20 protein-coding genes and 1 tRNA gene are annotated in these 18269 nt (G+C 67.7%); 6 read left to right on the top strand and 15 right to left on the bottom strand.

Features of this window, described 5'->3' with window-relative positions; genetic code table 11:
• Positions 1-31 precede the first annotated feature (31 nt).
• On the top strand, positions 32-1120 hold the full coding sequence (locus tag AC07RM_RS05465) for a quinone-dependent dihydroorotate dehydrogenase (protein WP_296789020.1): 1089 nt from the start codon (positions 32-34) through the stop codon (positions 1118-1120).
• Positions 1121-1164: 44 nt separating this feature from the next.
• Here the strand turns inward: AC07RM_RS05465 and AC07RM_RS05460 are convergent, their stop codons facing one another.
• From AC07RM_RS05460 to uvrB, 14 genes are all read right to left on the bottom strand, one after another.
• Complete coding sequence (locus AC07RM_RS05460) at positions 1165-1878, bottom strand: phage holin family protein (RefSeq protein WP_495333640.1); 714 nt, start codon at positions 1876-1878, stop codon at positions 1165-1167.
• A gap of 27 nt (positions 1879-1905) precedes the next feature.
• A complete protein-coding gene (locus tag AC07RM_RS05455) occupies positions 1906-2202 on the bottom strand; it encodes a glycine zipper domain-containing protein (RefSeq protein ID WP_057593661.1) in 297 nt (98 codons plus the stop codon).
• Positions 2203-2350: 148 nt separating this feature from the next.
• Complete coding sequence (locus AC07RM_RS05450; RefSeq protein ID WP_495333639.1) at positions 2351-3457, bottom strand: NAD(P)/FAD-dependent oxidoreductase; 1107 nt, start codon at positions 3455-3457, stop codon at positions 2351-2353.
• Between the two features lie 36 nt (positions 3458-3493).
• A complete protein-coding gene (locus AC07RM_RS05445) occupies positions 3494-3622 on the bottom strand; it encodes a stereocilin (RefSeq protein ID WP_093343433.1) in 129 nt (42 codons plus the stop codon).
• A 162-nt stretch (positions 3623-3784) separates the two neighbouring features.
• Positions 3785-3859, bottom strand: a tRNA-Val gene (locus tag AC07RM_RS05440).
• Between the two features lie 85 nt (positions 3860-3944).
• Positions 3945-4652, bottom strand: a complete 708-nt coding sequence (gene dnaQ, locus AC07RM_RS05435; protein ID WP_208512231.1) for a DNA polymerase III subunit epsilon — start codon at positions 4650-4652, stop codon at positions 3945-3947.
• Entirely contained in the window at positions 4652-4990 is a 339-nt protein-coding gene (fdx, locus tag AC07RM_RS05430) for an ISC system 2Fe-2S type ferredoxin (RefSeq protein ID WP_093342663.1), read from the bottom strand. Before fdx ends, dnaQ begins: the two co-directional genes overlap by 1 nt.
• A gap of 42 nt (positions 4991-5032) precedes the next feature.
• Positions 5033-6892 carry a Fe-S protein assembly chaperone HscA gene (hscA, locus tag AC07RM_RS05425; RefSeq protein ID WP_495333637.1) on the bottom strand — a complete coding sequence of 620 codons (1860 nt, stop codon included), beginning with the start codon at positions 6890-6892 and terminating at the stop codon, positions 5033-5035.
• Between the two features lie 4 nt (positions 6893-6896).
• On the bottom strand, positions 6897-7415 hold the full coding sequence (gene hscB, locus AC07RM_RS05420; RefSeq protein WP_495333636.1) for a Fe-S protein assembly co-chaperone HscB: 519 nt from the start codon (positions 7413-7415) through the stop codon (positions 6897-6899).
• A gap of 63 nt (positions 7416-7478) precedes the next feature.
• A complete protein-coding gene (iscA, locus tag AC07RM_RS05415; protein WP_057593654.1) occupies positions 7479-7802 on the bottom strand; it encodes an iron-sulfur cluster assembly protein IscA in 324 nt (107 codons plus the stop codon).
• A gap of 1 nt (position 7803) precedes the next feature.
• Positions 7804-8217, bottom strand: a complete 414-nt coding sequence (gene iscU / locus AC07RM_RS05410) for a Fe-S cluster assembly scaffold IscU (RefSeq protein WP_093342667.1) — start codon at positions 8215-8217, stop codon at positions 7804-7806.
• Positions 8218-8276: 59 nt separating this feature from the next.
• Positions 8277-9497 (bottom strand): IscS subfamily cysteine desulfurase, encoded by a 1221-nt coding sequence (locus AC07RM_RS05405; protein WP_093342669.1) that lies wholly within the window; start codon positions 9495-9497, stop codon positions 8277-8279.
• Positions 9498-9606: 109 nt separating this feature from the next.
• Entirely contained in the window at positions 9607-10143 is a 537-nt protein-coding gene (gene iscR, locus AC07RM_RS05400; protein WP_056580055.1) for a Fe-S cluster assembly transcriptional regulator IscR, read from the bottom strand.
• Positions 10144-10382: 239 nt separating this feature from the next.
• Complete coding sequence (uvrB, locus tag AC07RM_RS05395) at positions 10383-12503, bottom strand: excinuclease ABC subunit UvrB (RefSeq protein WP_495333635.1); 2121 nt, start codon at positions 12501-12503, stop codon at positions 10383-10385.
• Between the two features lie 105 nt (positions 12504-12608).
• On the opposite strand from uvrB, the gene AC07RM_RS05390 reads away from it, so the two are divergent.
• From AC07RM_RS05390 to AC07RM_RS05375, 4 genes are all read left to right on the top strand, one after another.
• Positions 12609-13805 carry an amino acid aminotransferase gene (locus AC07RM_RS05390; RefSeq protein ID WP_093342670.1) on the top strand — a complete coding sequence of 399 codons (1197 nt, stop codon included), beginning with the start codon at positions 12609-12611 and terminating at the stop codon, positions 13803-13805.
• Positions 13806-13992: 187 nt separating this feature from the next.
• Positions 13993-15447 carry a polyhydroxyalkanoate depolymerase gene (locus tag AC07RM_RS05385; RefSeq protein ID WP_495333634.1) on the top strand — a complete coding sequence of 485 codons (1455 nt, stop codon included), beginning with the start codon at positions 13993-13995 and terminating at the stop codon, positions 15445-15447.
• A gap of 16 nt (positions 15448-15463) precedes the next feature.
• Positions 15464-16096 carry an RnfABCDGE type electron transport complex subunit B gene (locus AC07RM_RS05380; RefSeq protein WP_495333633.1) on the top strand — a complete coding sequence of 211 codons (633 nt, stop codon included), beginning with the start codon at positions 15464-15466 and terminating at the stop codon, positions 16094-16096.
• Positions 16093-16731 carry a LysE family translocator gene (locus tag AC07RM_RS05375; RefSeq protein WP_057593647.1) on the top strand — a complete coding sequence of 213 codons (639 nt, stop codon included), beginning with the start codon at positions 16093-16095 and terminating at the stop codon, positions 16729-16731. The genes AC07RM_RS05380 and AC07RM_RS05375 overlap by 4 nt, the downstream gene beginning before the upstream one ends.
• 13 nt (positions 16732-16744) lie before the next feature.
• Here AC07RM_RS05375 and AC07RM_RS05370 read toward each other — a convergent pair whose 3' ends face one another.
• A complete protein-coding gene (locus tag AC07RM_RS05370; RefSeq protein WP_495333632.1) occupies positions 16745-17653 on the bottom strand; it encodes an EamA family transporter in 909 nt (302 codons plus the stop codon).
• Between the two features lie 117 nt (positions 17654-17770).
• Here AC07RM_RS05370 and AC07RM_RS05365 point away from each other — a divergent pair, with 117 nt between their 5' ends.
• Complete coding sequence (locus AC07RM_RS05365; protein WP_057593645.1) at positions 17771-18268, top strand: Lrp/AsnC family transcriptional regulator; 498 nt, start codon at positions 17771-17773, stop codon at positions 18266-18268.
• Position 18269: the final 1 nt, after the last annotated feature.

The following is an 18269-nucleotide window of genomic DNA, read 5'->3' as shown; positions in this document are numbered from 1 at the left end:
TGGGCTCATTGAAGCCCCGAATTATCCGACGATGTCCCTGCTGCCCTCCTCGCTCTACGGCCTGGCCCGCCCTTTCCTGTTCGGTTTCGACCCGGAGCATGCCCATGAACTGACGCTCGACGGGCTCGCGCGCACGCAGAACACGCCGCTGGCCTGCGCCTATTCGGCGCCGCGCGTCGACGATCCCGTCACCCTGGCCGGCCTGCAGTTCCCGAACCGCGTCGGCCTCGCCGCCGGCCTCGACAAGAACGCGCGCTGCATCGACGCCTTCGCCGCCATGGGCTTCGGCTTCGTCGAGGTCGGCACCGTCACGCCCAAGGGCCAGCCCGGCAATCCGCGCCCGCGCATGTTCCGCCTGCCCGAACGCCAGGCGCTGATCAACCGGCTCGGCTTCAACAACGACGGGCTGGCCGCGTTCCTGGCCAACGTGCAGAAGGCGCGCTTCCGCCGCAACGCGGGCCGCGCGAAGGCGCCGATGCTGCTGGGCCTGAACATCGGCAAGAACGCCGCCACGCCGATCGAGCGCGCGGTGGACGACTACATCGCCTGCCTCGACGGCGTGTACCCGCATGCCGACTACGTGACGATCAACATCTCGAGCCCCAACACCGCCAACCTGCGCAGCCTGCAGAGCGACGAGGCGCTCGACGCGCTGCTGGGCGCCGTGGCCGAGCGGCGCGAGACGCTGGCGCGCCAGCCCCTCGGCGGTGCGCCGCGCCGCGTGCCGCTGTTCGTGAAGATCGCGCCCGACCTTGACGAGGCCCAGGTGGCGGTGATCGCCGCCACGCTGCGCCGCCACGGCATGGATGGCGTGATCGCCACCAACACCACGCTGGCGCGCGATGCGGTCGAGGGGTTGCAGCATGCGAAGGAAGCGGGTGGCCTCTCGGGCGCACCGGTGCGCGAATCGAGCAACCGCGTGATCGCCCAGCTGCGCGCCGCATTGGGCGCGGACTTCCCGATCGTCGGCGTGGGCGGCATCCTGGGCGCGGCCGATGCCAAGGCCAAGATCGCGGCGGGCGCGGACGTGGTGCAGATCTACACCGGCCTGATCTACCGCGGCCCGGCACTGGTCCATGAAACGGCACAGGCGCTGCAGCGGGATCGCGGCAGCGCCTGAGTTTTTTCAGCGGGACATCTGGCGAGCGTGGCTCGCCGGCCGTTTCAGCGCATGCGCCAGAGGATCGGCGCGACGAAGGTCGCCCAGCGCAGCAGGCGCTTCGGGCGGACCACCACCAGCGCCGCAGCCACGGCCACACCCGTGGCAACCGGATGCTCGCGCGCGATGCGCAGCGCCGTGGCCGTCGGGGTTTCGTCGGGCGGCGGAGGCGCAGACTGCTCCACAGCGTGCGCGGCGGCGGTACCGCCACCCTGCAAGGTCGCGATGCGCAGGCGCTGGCGCTCGATGCGTTCGATCAGTTCCTCGCGCGTGGCCGGGCGGCGGGGCGCCGGCTCGTCCTCTTCACCCGGCTCGTCGCCGAGCCCGAAGCGCTCCTGCACCCAGGTCCAGTCACGCGCCAGTTCCTCACGGGTCGGCGTGAAGCTGTTCGAGGCGCCGCGCAGCTGGGTCCACAAGCCCCAGGCCGCCGCGAGCCACAGCACGATCCAGAGCGCGGCCACCGACCATGCGGCGGTGGTGCGCTGCGGCGTGTCCCAGAAATGGACCACGACGGCCACGGACAGCAGCGCGACGGCGATCGTCGTCAGGCCCAGCAGCACGATCGCGAGGACCAGCACCAGCTTGAGCCGCTGCTTCTCCTCCTCCCAGGCCATGCGCAGCAGCTGCACACGGTCTTCGGCGGCCATCGCGCCCTCGGCTGCGGCAATGCGCAGCCGGCGCAGGCGCCGGTCCAGTCCGAGCAGGGAGAGCAACCTCATCGGCAGCCCCCCGTCATCATGGTTCGATCAGCGGCGACCAAGCAGCAGGCCCACCAGCACACCGACGGCCAGCGCGCCTGCGGCGATCTGCCAGGGTTCGTCGTGGGCATAGGCGTTGGTGGCCGAGGCGGCTTCGCGGGCCTTCTTGGCGGCGAGGCGGCTCTTCTCGGCGGCGAGTTCGCGGGCGATCGCGAGCTTGGTGTCGATGCGCTGGCGCAGCGCCTTGATGTGGGGAACCGAATCCAGGTCCTTGCTGGCGAGCACGCCACGCACGTCGCTCGCGATGTCCTCGGCTGCCGCCTCGAGATTCTTGGATGCACTCATTGGAAACCTTCCTCCGTGATGACACCGGCACCGCGCCGGCGGCTTCACGCCTACAAATGGCGTGCTGTCATGTTACAGGCTCCATCGGCCACACAGGCCTGCATCCACAAAGAGTTCTGCAAGAGATCGTTCGCGATCGACGCGGAATTCAGTCCTCGGCCGCGAGCAGGTCCACCACGTGGCGGCCGATCGCGAGACTGCTCGTGAGCCCCGGCGATTCGATGCCGAACAGGTTGACGAGGCCTCGCACGCCATGCGCGCGCGGTCCGTCGATGCGGAAGTCGGCCGCGGGATCGCCGGGGCCCGAGATCTTCGGTCGCATGCCTGCATAGCCCGGGATCAATGCGCCATCGGGCAGCGCGGGCCAGTACTTGCGCACCTCGGCATAGAAGGCATCGCCGCGCGCCGGGTCCACCACCAGGTCGTCGGGCGAGCTCACCCATTGCACGTCGGGTCCGAACTTGGCCTGCCCGCCGAGGTCGATCGTCAGGTGCACGCCGAGGCCACCGGGCTCGGGCACCGGATAGACCAGCCGGCCGAAGGGCGCGCGGCCCGACAGGGTGAAGTAGTTGCCCTTCGCGAAATGGGCGGTGGGCACGGTCTCGGTGGCGAGTCCTCCGAAGTGGCGCGCCAGATCGGGGGCCCCCAGGCCGGCCGCGTTGACCACACTGCGGCAGCGCAACCGCGTGCCGTCATGCGCCGTCAAGACGATGCCGCCCTCCTCCAGGTCAGCCCGCGTCACGGCCGACTTCAACGCCAGCATGCCGCCCGCATTCTCGAGGTCGCCGAGCAGGCTCAGCATCAGCGCATGGCTGTCGACGATGCCCGTGCTCGGCGAGACCAGCGCGGCCATGCAGCGCAGTTGCGGTTCGAGCGCGACGGCCTGCGCCGCCGAAATCTGTTCGAGGTCGTCGACACCATTGGCCGCGGCCTTGAGACGGATCGCCTCGAGCTCCGCCACCTGTTCGGTCGAGGTCGCGACGATCAGCTTGCCGCAGCGCCGGTGCGGCACGCCGCGCGCTTCAGCATAGGCATACAGCAGTTGCTTGCCCTCGACGCACAACGTCGCCTTCAGCGAGCCTTGCGGGTAGTAGATCCCCGCATGAATGACTTCGCTGTTGCGCGAACTCGTGCCGGTGCCGATGGCGCCTTCGGCCTCGAGCACCATCACTTCACGGCCCGCGAGCGCGAGTGCGCGCGCCACGGCCAAACCCACCACACCACCGCCGATGACGGCGCAATCGAGATCGTCCATGCGGCGAGCTTAGCGCGAGCGCCGCGCCGGGGAAGATCAGGTCGCGGTCGGCGGCGGCTCGGGATCGGTGGGCTCGTCGGGCGCCTTGTTCGGCCCCTCGTCGGGCTCCACGGGCAGGCCCGGCGTGGGCGTGATCGGCGTCGGAAGATCGGGTGCGGTCGCCATGATCTTTTCTCCTGGGTTGTGGTCGTGCCATCGGTTCTAGGCGCGAAGGCACGAGAAACCAGCGGCACGCGACGGCACTTGGCGTCGGTGCGCACCGACAGGCCAACGGCAATGCCGTTGGGGCCGATGCGCCGACGGAAAAGAGAAATGAAACCGGGAAATTGGTGGGCGGTGGAGGTTTCGAACCTCCGACCCCAGCAGTGTGAATGCTGTGCTCTACCCCTGAGCTAACCGCCCCTGACGCCTCTGCCCGATCTTTTCGATGGGCTTCAGCGCCTGGATGAATCGCGTTCTGCGAAGCCTTAGATTATGCCACAGCTTTTCAAGCGTTTTGGCGAAAGAGTGTGCGACCGTTGCTCGATTTGTCGAGTTGGGACAACACGGCGTCGTGCTCGGCGAGTTCGTGCTCGGTTGCCACCAGCACCGGCAGCTCGATGCTGCGCAGGTCGATGGCGATCATCGTGGTGCCCACTTCGGGCTCGGTGGTGGCCACGTCGATCAGCAGCGCGTCCTGGCCGCGCGTGAGATTGATGTAGACGTCGGCCAGCAGCTGGGCGTCGAGCTTGGCGCCGTGGAAGGTGCGGTTCGAACGGTCGACGCCGAAGCGGTCGCACAGCGCATCGAGCGAGTTGCGCTTGCCCGGGTACACCTGCTTGGCCATGGCCAGCGTGTCGGTCACCTCGCTCACGAAGGTCTTGAGCGGCGGCAGGCCGGCGCGCTCGAATTCCTTGTTGAGGAAGCCCACGTCGAAGGCCGCGTTGTGGATGATCAGTTCGGCGCCGCGCAGGTACTCCACGATGTCGTTGGCCAGGGTGGCGAACTTCGGCTTGTCGCGCAGGAAGTCGGTCGTCAGGCCGTGCACCTTGAGCGCGTCCTCGTGGCTCTCGCGCTCGGGGTTGAAGTAGATGTGCAGGTCGTTGCCGGTGAGCTTGCGGTTGAACAGCTCCACGCAGCCCAGCTCGATGACCCGGTCGCCGTTCTCGGCCGACAGGCCCGTGGTTTCCGTGTCGAGAACGATCAGACGACTCATCAGTGGTTTTCCTTCGCGTGGTTGATCGAGTACTTCGGAATCTCGATCGTCACATTTTCCTGCGCCAGGATCGCCTGGCAACTCAGGCGCGATTGCGGCTCCAGGCCCCAGGCGCGGTCGAGCAGGTCTTCCTCGCCCTCCTCCGCCTCGTTGAGCGAGCCGCCGCCCACGCGCACGATCACGTGGCAGGTGGTGCAGGCGCAGCTCATCTCGCAGGCGTGCTCGATGTTGATGTCGTTGTCGAGCAGGGCCTCGCAGATCGAGGTGCCCGCGGGCGCGGTGATCTCGGCGCCTTGCGGGCAGTACTCGGGGTGCGGATAAATCTTGATCGTGGGCATGCAGTGCTGCGTTGTCGTTCTTGCGGTGTTCTGGACCGTGGACTAAAGCGATTCGACCTTGCGCCCCGAGAGCGCGCGGGCGATGCCGGCATTCATGCGCTGCGCGGCGAAGGGTTCGGTGATCTCGGCCAGCGCCTTGGTCGCGGCCTCGATCGCGGCCGCGTCGCTGCCCTGGGCGCTCAGGCGCAACGCGCTCATCGACGCATCGATGGCCGCGCGCTCCTGCGCGTCGAGCAGGTCGCCGTCGGTATCGAGCGCGCTCTTCGTCGCGAGCAGCATGCGTTCGGCATCGACGCGGGCCTCGACCAGCGCGCGCGCCTGCATGTCCTGCTGCGCGGTCGAGAAGCTCTCCTGCAGCATGGTCGCGATCTGGTCGTCGGACAGGCCGTAGGAAGGCTTGACGGTGACGCTGGCTTCGACGCCGCTCATCTGCTCCTTGGCGCTCACGCTCAGCAGGCCGTCGGCGTCGACCGTGAAGGTCACGCGGATGCGCGCGGCGCCCGCGGTCATCGGCGGAATGCCGCGCAAGGTGAAGCGCGCGAGGCTGCGGCAATCGGCCACCAGGTCGCGCTCGCCTTGCACCACGTGCAGCGCCAGCGCGGTCTGGCCGTCCTGGTAGGTGGTGAAGTCCTGCGCCATCGCGGTCGGGATGGTCTGGTTGCGCGGCACGATGCGCTCGACCAGCCCGCCCATGGTCTCGAGACCCAGCGACAGCGGAATCACGTCGAGCAGCAGCAGCTCGCCCGCGCCGTTGTTGCCGGCCAGCTGGTTCGCCTGGATCGCGGCGCCGAGCGCGACGACCTCGTCGGGGTTGAGGTTGACCAGCGGCTCGCGCCCGAAGAACTCGGCAACGGCCTCGCGAACCTGCGGCATGCGCGTCGACCCGCCCACCAGCACGATGCCCTGCAGGTCGTCGGCCTTGAGCCTGGCATCGCGCAGCGCCTTGCGCACGGCGGCCAGGGTGCGGTCGGTGAGCGCCTTGGTGGCCGCGTCGAACTGCGCGCGCTGCAGCGCGAAGCGAATCGGCTGGCCGCCCACGTCGGCGGCGAAGGTCACGGTGTCGGCATCGGTCAGCGCTTCCTTGGCGGCGCGCGCCGCCACGAGCACGGCGGCCTTGTCGGTTTCGCTCGCGGTCTGGACACCGCTTTGCGCCAGCACGAAATCGGCCAGCGCATGGTCGTAGTCGTCGCCGCCGAGCGCCGAATCGCCGCCGGTTGCGATGACCTCGAACACGCCCTGCGTGAGCCGCAGGATGGAGATGTCGAAGGTGCCGCCGCCCAGGTCGTAGACCGCGTAGACGCCCTCGCTCGCGTTGTCGAGGCCGTAGGCGATGGCGGCCGCGGTGGGCTCGCTGATCAGACGCAGCACGTTGAGGCCGGCCAGCTGCGCCGCGTCCTTCGTGGCCTGGCGCTGGCCCTCGTCGAAGTAGGCCGGCACGGTGATGACCGCACCGTAGAGCTCGTCGTCAAAGGTGTCCTCGGCGCGGTAGCGCAGCGTCGCGAGGATCTCGGCGCTGATCTCGACCGGCGACTTGTCGCCCGCCGCGGTGTGCACCTGCACCATGCCGCCGTCGCCACCGCCGATGGCGTAGGACATCGCTTCGCGGTGGGTCACGTCGGCCAGCCCGCGGCCCATGAGCCGCTTGACCGAGGTGATGGTGTTCGAGGGGTCCTGCGCGCGCGCGGCGACCGCGTCGAAGCCGATCTGGCGGCGCTCTTTGTCGAGGTAGCGCACCACCGAGGGCAGCAGCACGCGGCCCTGGTCGTCGGGCAGGCATTCGGCCACGCCGTTGCGCACCGAGGCCACCAGCGAATGCGTGGTGCCGAGGTCGATGCCGACGGCGATGCGGCGCTGGTGCGGGTCGGGGGCCTGGCCGGGTTCTGAAATCTGGAGGAGAGCCATGCCCTTATTGTCCCAATTGATCCGATTTGGCTTCGACGTCGTGGCCGAAGCGCTCAATGAACATGAGGGCTCTCACCTGTTGCGCGGCGGCGGGGTAGTCGCCCTTCTCGTCGATCAGCCAGTCGAGCGACGAGAGCGCGCGGGCGCGGCCCGCGTCGACCTCGGCTTGCAGGCGATCGAGCGAGGCGATGTCCTCGACCTCGTCGAGCGCCTCGCGCCATTCCATCTGCTGCATCAGGAAGTCGGGCGGCATCGCCGTGTTGTTCTCGGCATTGACCGGAGCACCGTGCAGCTCGCAGAGGTAGCTCGCGCGCCGCACCGGATCCTTGAGCCGCTGGTAGGCCTCGTTGATGCGCACCGACCATTGCATGGCCACGCGCTGGGCTGCTGCACCCTGCGCCGCGAAACGGTCGGGATGGGCTTCGCGCTGCAGCTCTTTCCAGCGCGCGTCCAGCGCCGCGCGGTCCTGCGCGAAAGTCGCGGGGACGGCGAACAGCTCGAAGTCGGTGTCGTTCAGGTTCATGGCATGAAAAAACCGCCAGCACATGACATGGTGGCGGCTGTTGTCGCGGTCAGCGACTGCGCATCAGATGCGGAAGCTTTCCCCGCAACCGCAGCGGTCGCGTTCGTTCGGGTTGTTGAACTTGAAGCCCTCGTTGAGGCCCTCGCGCACGAAGTCCAGCTGCGTGCCGTCGATGTAGGCCAGGCTCTTTGGGTCCACCAGCACCTTCACGCCGTGGTCCTCGAACACCACGTCCTCGGGCGTCAATTCGTCCACGTACTCGAGCTTGTAGGCCAGGCCCGAGCAGCCCGTGGTCTTCACGCCCAGCCGCACGCCCACGCCCTTGCCTCGCTTGCCGAGGTAGCGATTCACATGGCGCGCGGCGGCTTCTGTCAGCGTGACGGCCATCTCAGTGCACTGCCGCGGCTTCGGCGCTCTTCGCGCCGTGCTTGGCCTTGTAGTCGCTCACGGCCGCCTTGATCGCATCCTCGGCGAGGATCGAGCAGTGGATCTTGACCGGCGGCAGCGCCAGTTCCTCGGCGATCTGCGCGTTCTTGAGCGCGGCGGCTTCATCGAGCGTCTTGCCCTTGACCCATTCGGTCACGAGCGACGACGAGGCGATCGCCGAGCCGCAGCCGTAGGTCTTGAAGCGCGCGTCTTCGATCACGCCGGTTTCGGGGTTGACCTTGATCTGCAGCTTCATCACGTCGCCGCAGGCCGGCGCGCCGACCATGCCGGTGCCGACCGAATCGTCGCCCTTTTCGAAGGAGCCGACGTTGCGCGGGTTTTCGTAGTGGTCGATGACCTTGGAAGAATATGCCATGGTGTACCTCTCAAACTGTGTTCAATCGTGGAGCTTCGGAGCGGTCTCGCGTCACTGCCTCAGTGCGCCGACCACTGGATCGTGCTGATGTCGACGCCGTCCTGGAACATTTCCCACAGGGGGCTCAATTCGCGCAGCTTGGCCACGTTGTGCTTGATGGTCGAGATGGCGTAGTCGATCTCTTCCTCGGTCGTGAAACGGCCGATGGTCATGCGCAGGCTGCTGTGGGCGAGCTCGTCGCTGCGGCCCAGGGCGCGCAGCACGTAGCTGGGCTCGAGGCTGGCCGAGGTGCAGGCCGAACCCGACGACACCGCCAGGCCCTTGATGCCCATGATCAGCGACTCGCCCTCGACGTAGTTGAAGCTCATGTTCAGGTTGTGCGGCACGCGGTGCTCGAGGTCGCCGTTGATGAAGACCTGTTCCACGTCCTTCAGGCCGTCGAGCAGACGCTTCTGCAGCCGAGCGGCCTTGGCGATGTCTTCCTTCATCTCGAGCTTGGCGATGCGGAAGGCCTCGCCCATGCCCACGATCTGGTGCGTGGGCAGCGTGCCCGAGCGCATGCCGCGCTCATGGCCGCCACCGTGCATCTGGGCCTCGAGCCGCACGCGCGGCTTGCGGCGCACGTACAGCGCGCCGATGCCCTTGGGGCCGTAGGTCTTGTGCGACGCCAGGCTCATCAGGTCGATCGGCAGCTTGGCGATGTCGATCTCGACCTTGCCGGTGGCCTGCGCGGCGTCGACGTGGAAGATCACGCCCTTCTCGCGGCAGATGTTGCCGAGCGCCACCACGTCCTGCACCACGCCGATCTCGTTGTTCACGAACATCACGCTCGCGAGGATCGTGTCGGGACGGATCGCGGCCTTGAATTTATCGAGATCGAGCAGGCCGTCTTCCTGCACGTCGAGGTAGGTGACCTCGAAGCCCTGGCGCTCGAGCTCGCGCATGGTGTCGAGCACGGCCTTGTGCTCGGTCTTCACCGTGATCAGGTGCTTGCCCTTGCCCTTGTAGAACTGCGCCGCGCCCTTGAGCGCGAGGTTGTTCGACTCGGTGGCGCCCGAGGTCCAGACGATCTCGCGCGGATCGGCGCCGATCAGTTCGGCCACGTAGCCGCGGGCCTTCTCGACCGCCTCTTCCGCTTCCCAGCCCCAGGCGTGGCTGCGCGACGCCGGGTTGCCGAAGTGCTCACGCAACCAGGGAATCATGGCGTCGACCACACGCGGGTCGACCGGCGTGGTCGCGCCGTAGTCGAGATAGATCGGGAAATGAGGAGTTACGTCCATGGCTGGCTCGTGCTGGCGTGGGGGTTGTTCTTGGTCGCTGTTCGTTCGCTGGCGGCGCCCGGTGGGCGCCGCGTCGGTCTAGGCTCGAAGCTTCGGCGTCGCGCGGTCCTCAGGACTTGGCGAAGACGTTGCCCAGGGCAAACACCGAATTCGGTGCATTGACGCGGATCGGCTTGACCACCGGCTGCGCGGAAATGGCGCGCTTGACGACCGGCTTGTTCTCGATCTGCACGCCCTTGGCGATCTGGTCGTCGACCAGCTTCTGCAGGGTGACCGAATCGAGGAACTCGACCATGCGCTGGTTCAGCGAGGCCCAGAGTTCGTGGGTCATGCAGCGGCCTTGTTCGCCGAGGCAGTTTTCCTTGCCGCCGCACTGGGTGGCGTCGATCGGTTCGTCGACCGACACGATGATGTCGGCCACGGTGATGTCGGCAGCCTTGCGGCCCAGGCTGTAGCCACCGCCCGGACCCCGGGTGGATTCGACGAGTTCGTGACGGCGCAGCTTGCCGAAGAGTTGTTCGAGGTACGACAGCGAAATCTGCTGCCGCTGGCTGATCGCGGCCAGCGTGACCGGACCGGTGTTCTGACGCAGAGCCAGATCGATCATGGCTGTGACCGCAAAACGGCCTTTGGTAGTGAGACGCATCGCAAGCTCCTTTTTAGCGCTTACCGTTGAAATGACACCGTTGCCCGGGAGCCACGGTGATCTCGTCTCCGCCCTGCCCGACTCTTGACACTGGTGAGCCAGTGGTTGTGAGTCGGTCCTTCATCGCGAAGTTTCTTTTTTGTTGAGTGTTTCGCTCAAGTATATCAGAAGCCCCCCGGGTTTGCTCGGGTAAACCCGATTCCGGGCGATCAGGGGCGCCGGCGGCGCAAACCTTCTGCCTACTTGGCCGGCGGTATCGCGATGTTGTCGCTGCCCGCGGCGCCGAAGGCCTGCTCGCGCAGCAGCGCCAGCTGGTCGCGCACCCGCGCCGCCTTCTCGAACTCGAGGTTGCGGGCGTGCTCGAGCATCTGCTTTTCGAGCCGCTTGATCTCGCGCGCGATGTCCTTCTCGCTCATGTCCTCGACCTTGGCACGCTCGAGGTCCAGCTTGGCCATTTCCTTGCCGGTCTTCTCGCTGTAGACGCCGTCGATCAGGTCGCGCACCTGCTTCACGATGCTGCGCGGCGTGATGCCGTTGGCTTCGTTGTGGGCGATCTGGCGCGCGCGCCGGCGCTCGGTCTCGCCGATGGCGCGCTTCATCGATTCGGTCATCCGGTCGGCATACAGGATGGCCTTGCCGTTCAGGTTGCGCGCCGCCCGGCCGATGGTCTGGATCAGCGAGCGCTCGGCGCGCAGGAAGCCTTCCTTGTCGGCATCGAGGATCGCCACCAGCGAGACCTCGGGAATGTCCAGCCCCTCGCGCAGCAGGTTGATGCCCACCAGCACGTCGAAGGTGCCCAGGCGCAGGTCGCGCAGGATCTCCACGCGTTCGACCGTGTCGACGTCGCTGTGCAGGTAGCGCACCTTCACGCCGTTGTCGCCCAGGTAGTCGGTGAGCTGCTCGGCCATGCGCTTGGTCAGGGTGGTGATCAGCACGCGCTCGTTCTTCTCGACGCGCACGTGGATCTCCTGCAGCACGTCGTCGACCTGGTGGGTGGCCGGCCGGACCTCCACCTCGGGATCGATCAGGCCGGTGGGCCGCACCAGCTGCTCGACCACCTGGCCGGCGTGCTGCTTCTCGTAGTCGGCCGGCGTGGCCGACACGAAGATGCACTGGCGCATGCGCTTCTCGAATTCCTCGAGCTTCAGCGGCCGGTTGTCGAGCGCGCTCGGCAGCCGGAAACCGTACTCCACCAGCGTGGTCTTGCGCGCCCGGTCGCCGTTGTACATGCCGCCGAGCTGGCCGATCATCTGATGGCTCTCGTCGAGGAACATCAGGGCGTCCTTCGGCAGGTAGTCGGTCAGCGTGGGCGGCGGGTCGCCAGGCGCCGCGCCCGAGAGGTGGCGCGTGTAGTTCTCGATGCCCTTGCAGTGGCCAATCTCGGCCAGCATCTCGAGGTCGAAGCGGGTGCGCTGCTCGAGGCGCTGGGCCTCCACCAGCTTGCCCGCGGCCACGAGCTCCTTGAGCCGCCCGTCGAGCTCGATCTTGATGGTTTCCACGGCGGCCAGCACCTTGTCGCGCGGCGTCACGTAGTGGCTCGAGGGGTAGACCGTGAAGCGCGGCACCTTCTGGCGGATGCGCCCGGTCAGCGGGTCGAACAGCTGCAGCGACTCGATCTCGTCGTCGAACAGCTCGATGCGGATCGCGAGCTCGCTGTGCTCGGCCGGGAACACGTCGATGGTGTCGCCGCGCACGCGGAAGGTGCCGCGCGCGAAGTCCTGCTCGTTGCGCGTGTACTGCATGCGGATCAGCTGGCCGATCAGGTCGCGCTGGCCGACCTTGTCGCCCACGCGCGCGATCAGCCGCATCTCCATGTAGTCCTCGGGCGTGCCGATGCCGTAGATCGCGCTCACGGTGGCCACGATCACGGTGTCGCGCCGTTCCAGCACGCTCTTGGTGGCCGACAGCCGCATCTGCTCGATGTGCTCGTTGATCGAGGAGTCTTTCTCGATGAACAGGTCGCGCTGCGGCACGTAGGCCTCGGGCTGATAGTAGTCGTAGTAGCTGACGAAGTACTCGACGGCGTTCTTCGGGAAGAACTCGCGGAATTCGCTGTAGAGCTGGGCCGCCAGGGTCTTGTTGGGCGCGAACACGATGGCCGGGCGCCCGGTGCGGGCGATCACGTTGGCCATGGTGAAGGTCTTGCCCGAGCCGGTCACGCCCAGCAGGGTCTGGAACACCTCGCCGTCGCTCACGCCCTCGACCAGCTGGTCGATGGCCTTCGGCTGGTCGCCGGCCGGCGGATAGGGCTGGTACAGCTCGAAAGGCGAGCCCGGGAAGCTGATGAATTCGCCCTGGGGAGCCGGCCCCACGGGTTCGGCATTGTTCGAGTCTGCTATGGCTTCGTTGATCTCTGGCATGGCTGTACCCGTCAGGTGGCGTGGCGCCGGTAAAATTCAAGGCAACCGCAAAGCTTAAAGCCTCGAGCGGTTGCCAGCGAAGCTTTCATCCCAAAGGACCTTTCCATGTCTATGTTCACCGCGGTCGAGATGGCACCGCGCGATCCGATCCTCGGCCTCAACGAGCAATTTGCCGCCGATACCAATCCCAGCAAGGTCAATCTCGGCGTCGGCGTCTACTACGACGACAACGGCAAGCTGCCCCTGCTCCAGTGCGTGCAGGCGGCCGAGCAGAACATGATGAAAGCGCCCACGGCGCGCGGTTATCTGCCCATCGACGGCATCGCGGCGTACGACAACGCCGTCAAGGTGCTGGTCTTCGGCGCCGACAGCGAACCCGTCACCTCGGGCCGCGTGGCCACGATCCAGGCCATCGGCGGCACCGGCGGCCTCAAGGTCGGCGCCGACTTCCTCAAGAAGCTCAACCCCGCCGCCAAGGTGCTGATCAGCGACCCGAGCTGGGAAAACCACCGCGCGCTGTTCACCAACGCCGGTTTCGAGGTCGAGAGCTACCCCTACTACGACGCCGCCAAGCGCGGCATCGACTTCGACGGCATGCTGGCCGCGCTCAACGCCGCCCCGGCCGGCACCGTGGTCGTGCTGCACGCCTGCTGCCACAACCCGACCGGCTACGACATCACGCCCGCGCAATGGGACCAGGTCGTCGCCGCCGTCAAGGCCAAGGGCCTGGTGCCCTTCCTCGACATGGCCTACCAGGGCTTCGGCTACGGCCTGCAGGAAGACGGCGCGGCCGTCGCCAAGTTCGTCGACGCCGGCCTGACCTTCTTCGTCTCGACCTCGTTTTCCAAGAGCTTCAGCCTCTACGGCGAACGCGTGGGCGCCCTGTCGGTGCTGTGCGAGAACAAGGAAGAAGCCGCGCGCGTGCTGTCGCAGCTCAAGATCGCGATCCGCACCAACTACAGCAACCCGCCCACGCACGGCGGCGCCGTGGTGGCCGCGGTGCTCGGCAACCCCGAGCTGCGCGCCCTGTGGGAGAAGGAACTGGGCGAGATGCGCGTGCGCATCAAGGCCATGCGCCAGAAGCTGGTCGACGGCCTCAAGGCCGCCGGCGTGAAGGAAGACATGAGCTTCATCACCACCCAGATCGGCATGTTCAGCTACTCGGGCCTGACCAAGGACCAGATGGTGCGCCTGCGCAACGAGTTCGGCGTCTATGGCACCGACACCGGCCGCATGTGCGTGGCCGCGCTCAACAGCAAGAACATCGATCACGTCTGCGCGTCGATCGCCAAAGTCATTTGAGGCCCCGCGCCGCGGGCGCGTGAGTGATTGCGGCCGCAGGTGACTCGCTCGAGTCACCTGCGCGACACAACTTGTTCACGAAGCCCGCGGCCATCTCCGAGGGCCTTCCCGGGCCTAGGGTTAGGCCCCCTGCGCGTGTCGAAATGCGCTGATATATTGCACCGCAACATTCCAACTCGACACAGCGATGCTCTACCAACTCTACGAAGCCCAGCGTTCCCTCATGGAACCGTTCGCGGACTTCGCCCAGGCCGCCTCCAAGCTCTACAGCCCCGGCGCCGTCTGGAGCCAGCTGCCCGGAGCGCAGCGCATGGCGGCGAGCTACGACCTGCTCTACCGCCTCGGCAAGGACTACGAGAAGCCCGAGTTCAACATCAAGTCGGTCAAGGTCGACGGCGACGACGTCGTGATCCAGGAAGTGATCGAGCTGGAAAAGCCGTTCTGCCAGCTGCGCCGCTTCAAGCGCTTCACCGACGAACCGCACATCCTCAAGACGCTCAAGAGCCAGCCCGTGGTGCTGGTGGTGGCGCCGCTGTCGGGCCACTACGCCACCCTGCTGCGCGACACGGTGCGCACCCTTTTGCAGGACCACAAGGTCTACATCACCGACTGGAAGAACGCGCGCCTGGTGCCGCTGTCGGACGGCGAGTTCCACCTCGACGACTACATCAACTACGTGCAGGAGTTCATCCGCCGCCTGCAGGCCGAGTACGGCAACTGCCACGTGGTCAGCGTGTGCCAGCCCACGGTGCCGGTGCTGGCCGCCGTGTCGCTGATGGCCAGCCGCGGCGAGGCGCTGCCGCTCACCATGACGATGATGGGCGGCCCGATCGACGCCCGCAAGTCGCCCACGGCGGTCAACAACCTCGCGATGAACAAGAGCTTCGAGTGGTTCGAGAACAACGTGATCTACCGCGTGCCGCAGGGCTTCCCGGGCGCGGGCCGGCGCGTCTACCCGGGCTTCCTGCAGCACACGGGCTTCGTCGCGATGAACCCCGACCGCCACGCCAGCAGCCACTACGACTACTTCAAGGACCTGATCAAGGGCGACGACGCGAGCGCCGAGGCGCACCGCAAGTTCTACGACGAGTACAACGCCGTGCTCGACATGGACGCCGATTACTACCTCGAGACGATCCGCACCGTGTTCCAGGAATTCGACCTGGTCAACGGCACCTGGGACGTGAAGAGCCCCACGGGCGAGGTCGAGCGCGTGCGCCCGCAGGACATCCGCGCCACCGCGCTGCTCACGGTCGAGGGCGAGCTCGACGACATCTCGGGCTCGGGCCAGACCGAGGCCGCGCACGAGCTGTGCACCGGCATCGCCGATGCGAAGCGCGAGCACTACGAGGTCAAGGGCGCGGGCCACTACGGCATCTTCAGCGGCCGCCGCTGGCGCGAACTGGTCTACCCCAAGATGCAGAAGTTCATCGCCGCCAACGACCAGCCGCAAAGCCGTGCCGGTGAACGCGAGAGCCTGCCGGCCGAGGACAAGGTCAAGCCCGGCCGCAAGCTGGCCGCCACCACCGCCAAGGCGCCCGCCAAGAAGGCGGTGCCGGCCAAGAAGGTGGCACCGGCCGCGAAGCGCGCGCCCGCCCCGAAGAAGACCGTGGCGCGCAAGACCGCCGCCGCGGCGCGCTGAGCGCCCTCCTCCTCCCGTGAACGGACTGGCCGCACGCATCCACGACGCACTGCCCCAGACGCAGTGCACCCGTTGCGGCTACCCCGACTGCGAGGGCTATGCGCAGGCCGTGGCCAGCGCCGAGGCCGAGATCAACCAGTGCCCGCCCGGCGGCGCCGAAGGCGTCGAGCGGCTCGCGCAGCTCACCGGCCGCCCCGTGCAGGCGCTCGATCCGGCATTCGGCACCGAGGGCCCGCGCAGGCTGGCGGTGATCGACGAGGCCTGGTGCATCGGCTGCACGCTGTGCCTCGATGCCTGCCCGACCGACGCCATCCTCGGCATCAACAAGCGCATGCACACCGTGATCGACGCGCACTGCACGGGCTGCGAACTCTGCATCCCGGTCTGCCCGGTCGACTGCATCTCGCTCGAGGACGCCACGCCGGGCCGCACCGGCTGGCAGGCCTGGTCGCCCGCGCAGGCGGCCCATGCCCGCGCGCGCTATGCCCTGCACGGCCAGCATCGGCCCACCGATGCGCGCCAGGGCAAGAAGCGCCCCGAAGCCGAGGTCGCGGCGCCCAGCGCCGAGGCCCGCAAGCGCTCGGTGGTCGAGGCCGCGCTCGCGCGCGCCCGTGCCGCCTCCCAACGTCCTTCCACACCCAAGCCATGAACCTCGACACCCTGCTCGTCTTCGTGCTCGCCTCCCTCGCGCTCGCCGTGATCCCGGGCCCGACCATGCTGCTCGCGCTGTCGAACGGCATCGACGGCGGCATGCGCCGCGCGAGCTGGGGCATCGTCGGCGCGTCGCTCGGCAGCAGCATCGTGATCGCGGTGGTCGCGCTGGGCCTGGGCTCGCTGCTGGCGGCCTCGGAATGGCTGTTCAACGCGATCCGCGTGGCGGGCGTGGCCTACCTCGTGTGGCTCGGCATCAAGCTCTGGCGCAGCGACGCCACCGACCTCGGCGCCGCGCTCGCGAAGTCCTCGCCCGAGAGCCGGCTGCATGGCCGCATCGCGCTGCTGCGCAGCCTCGCGGTGGCGCTGTCGAACCCCAAGTCGCTGCTGTTCTTCGCGGCCTTCCTGCCGCAGTTCGTCGACATCGCGCGGCCGCAGGGCCCGCAGTACCTGCTGCTGGGCGGCATCTTCGTGCTGCTCGACACCTGCGTGATGCTGGCCTATGCCGGCGCCGGCACGCAGGCCGTGCGCTGGCTCTCGAAGCGCGGCCTCAAGGCGCTGAATCGCGGCTGCGCCGTGGGCATGTGGCTGCTGGCGGCCACGCTCGCGGTGTGGCGCCGCCCGGGCGCCTGAGCCAGGGGCCCGCTCAGTTCTTCTTGGCCGAGCGCTTGAGCAGCAGCATCAGCACGCCCGCCAGGATCACCGTCACCGCGTACCACTCGAAGCGCGTGACCGTTTCGCCCGCGATCCACACGCCCAGCAGCATCGCGATCACCGGATTGACGAAGGTGTAGCTGGCCGCCAGCGCGGCCGGCGCGCGCGCCAGCAGCAGCATGTAGGCGTTGAAGGCGATCAGCGAGCCGAACACCACCAGGTAGAACCAGGCCGCCGTGGCCTGCGGCGCGGGCGGCCACACGAGGCTCTCGCCCGAGACCGCCGCCAGCACCAGCAGCACCACGCCGCCGCAGATCATCTCGCTCGCGAAGCCCATCGCACCCGGCGCGAGCGGCAGCGCGCGCTGGCTCAGCACGCTGCCGGCCGACCAGCAGACGCAGGCGATGGAGATCGCGGCCAGCCCGGCCGGCGAGGCCTGGAAGCCGCTGCCCTGGGTCAGCATCAGCACGCCGACCAGGCCCAGCGCGATGCCGATCGCCTCGAGCTTCGTCGGCACGATGCCCCAGATCAGGTTGAGCAGCGCGATGATCAGCGGCACCACCGCGATGAAGGCCACGACCAGGCCCGAGCCCACCGAGACCTCGGCATGCGCGGTGCCGCCCATGCCGCCGCCGAGCATCAGCGTGCCGACCACCAGCGCGTTGCGCCACTGCAGCCGGTTCGGCCAGGGTGCGCCGCGCCAGCGCATCCAGGCCGCGAGCAGGAGGCCCGCGAACAGGAAGCGCGAGCCCATCTGCAGGAAGGGCTGGAAGCTGATCAGCGCGTACTTGATCGCGAGGTAGGTCGAGCCCCAGACCAGCCAGGTGGCGGCGAGGCAGAGCCAGATGATCGGCGGCAGTCCGCCGCGCGCGGACGGCGTGGAAGTGGCGAGCGAGAGCATGTCGAGGGTGTCTGTTGTTGTGAACCTGGCCGGCTCCATGGTATGAAGGCCGCCGCCGCGCTTCCATGCGCAAATCACGGTTCTGGCGGCTCGCGGCCGTCGATTTGAAGGACTTCGATGGAATCCACCTTGAACCCCACGCTCGATGCCCACGACACCCGCATCCTGGCCGAGCTGCAGAAGGACGCGCGCCTCACCATGGCCGAGCTCGGCCGCCGCGTGCACCTGAGCCAGCCGGCAGTGACCGAGCGCGTGAAGAAGCTCGAGGCCGCGGGCGTGATCAGCGGCTACCGCGCCACCGTCAACCTGGGCAAGCTGGGCTACGGCATCCGCGCGATGATCCGCGTCGGCCGCGCCGACTACGACCGCGTCGTGAAGCTGGTGCAGGACACGCCCGAATGCGTGAATGCCTACAACGTGACCGGCGAGGACAGCTGGATCCTCGAGATCGCGGTCATCGACGTGAGCCACCTCGACGCGGTGGTCACCAAGTTCTGCATCCTCACCGAGACCGCGACCTCGATCATCCTGAACCCGGCGCGCGAGCACCAGCCGATGCTGCCGCCGCACCGCTCGGACGTGAAGCCGCCGATCAGGAAGGTCGTGAACGCCTGAA

This window comes from Variovorax sp. GW821-FHT09B05, assembly GCF_059418265.1.
Note: the sequence above shows the minus strand (reverse complement) of the source record. Positions and strands in the feature narration are given on the sequence as shown.

Excerpts from the sequence above, each read along its gene's own strand:
- AC07RM_RS05465 (WP_296789020.1), top strand. The coding sequence starts at position 32 with ATGTCCCTGCTGCCCTCCTCGCTCTACGGCCTGGCCCGCCCTTTCCTG.
- AC07RM_RS05460 (WP_495333640.1), bottom strand. The coding sequence starts at position 1,878 with ATGAGGTTGCTCTCCCTGCTCGGACTGGACCGGCGCCTGCGCCGGCTG.
- AC07RM_RS05455 (WP_057593661.1), bottom strand. The coding sequence starts at position 2,202 with ATGAGTGCATCCAAGAATCTCGAGGCGGCAGCCGAGGACATCGCGAGC.
- AC07RM_RS05450 (WP_495333639.1), bottom strand. The coding sequence starts at position 3,457 with ATGGACGATCTCGATTGCGCCGTCATCGGCGGTGGTGTGGTGGGTTTG.
- AC07RM_RS05445 (WP_093343433.1), bottom strand. The coding sequence starts at position 3,622 with ATGGCGACCGCACCCGATCTTCCGACGCCGATCACGCCCACGCCGGGC.
- dnaQ (WP_208512231.1), bottom strand. The coding sequence starts at position 4,652 with ATGAGTCGTCTGATCGTTCTCGACACGGAAACCACGGGCCTGTCGGCC.
- fdx (WP_093342663.1), bottom strand. The coding sequence starts at position 4,990 with ATGCCCACGATCAAGATTTATCCGCACCCCGAGTACTGCCCGCAAGGC.
- hscA (WP_495333637.1), bottom strand. The coding sequence starts at position 6,892 with ATGGCTCTCCTCCAGATTTCAGAACCCGGCCAGGCCCCCGACCCGCAC.
- hscB (WP_495333636.1), bottom strand. The coding sequence starts at position 7,415 with ATGAACCTGAACGACACCGACTTCGAGCTGTTCGCCGTCCCCGCGACT.
- iscA (WP_057593654.1), bottom strand. The coding sequence starts at position 7,802 with ATGGCCGTCACGCTGACAGAAGCCGCCGCGCGCCATGTGAATCGCTAC.
- iscU (WP_093342667.1), bottom strand. The coding sequence starts at position 8,217 with ATGGCATATTCTTCCAAGGTCATCGACCACTACGAAAACCCGCGCAAC.
- AC07RM_RS05405 (WP_093342669.1), bottom strand. The coding sequence starts at position 9,497 with ATGGACGTAACTCCTCATTTCCCGATCTATCTCGACTACGGCGCGACC.
- iscR (WP_056580055.1), bottom strand. The coding sequence starts at position 10,143 with ATGCGTCTCACTACCAAAGGCCGTTTTGCGGTCACAGCCATGATCGAT.
- uvrB (WP_495333635.1), bottom strand. The coding sequence starts at position 12,503 with ATGCCAGAGATCAACGAAGCCATAGCAGACTCGAACAATGCCGAACCC.
- AC07RM_RS05390 (WP_093342670.1), top strand. The coding sequence starts at position 12,609 with ATGTCTATGTTCACCGCGGTCGAGATGGCACCGCGCGATCCGATCCTC.
- AC07RM_RS05385 (WP_495333634.1), top strand. The coding sequence starts at position 13,993 with ATGCTCTACCAACTCTACGAAGCCCAGCGTTCCCTCATGGAACCGTTC.
- AC07RM_RS05375 (WP_057593647.1), top strand. The coding sequence starts at position 16,093 with ATGAACCTCGACACCCTGCTCGTCTTCGTGCTCGCCTCCCTCGCGCTC.
- AC07RM_RS05370 (WP_495333632.1), bottom strand. The coding sequence starts at position 17,653 with ATGCTCTCGCTCGCCACTTCCACGCCGTCCGCGCGCGGCGGACTGCCG.
- AC07RM_RS05365 (WP_057593645.1), top strand. The coding sequence starts at position 17,771 with ATGGAATCCACCTTGAACCCCACGCTCGATGCCCACGACACCCGCATC.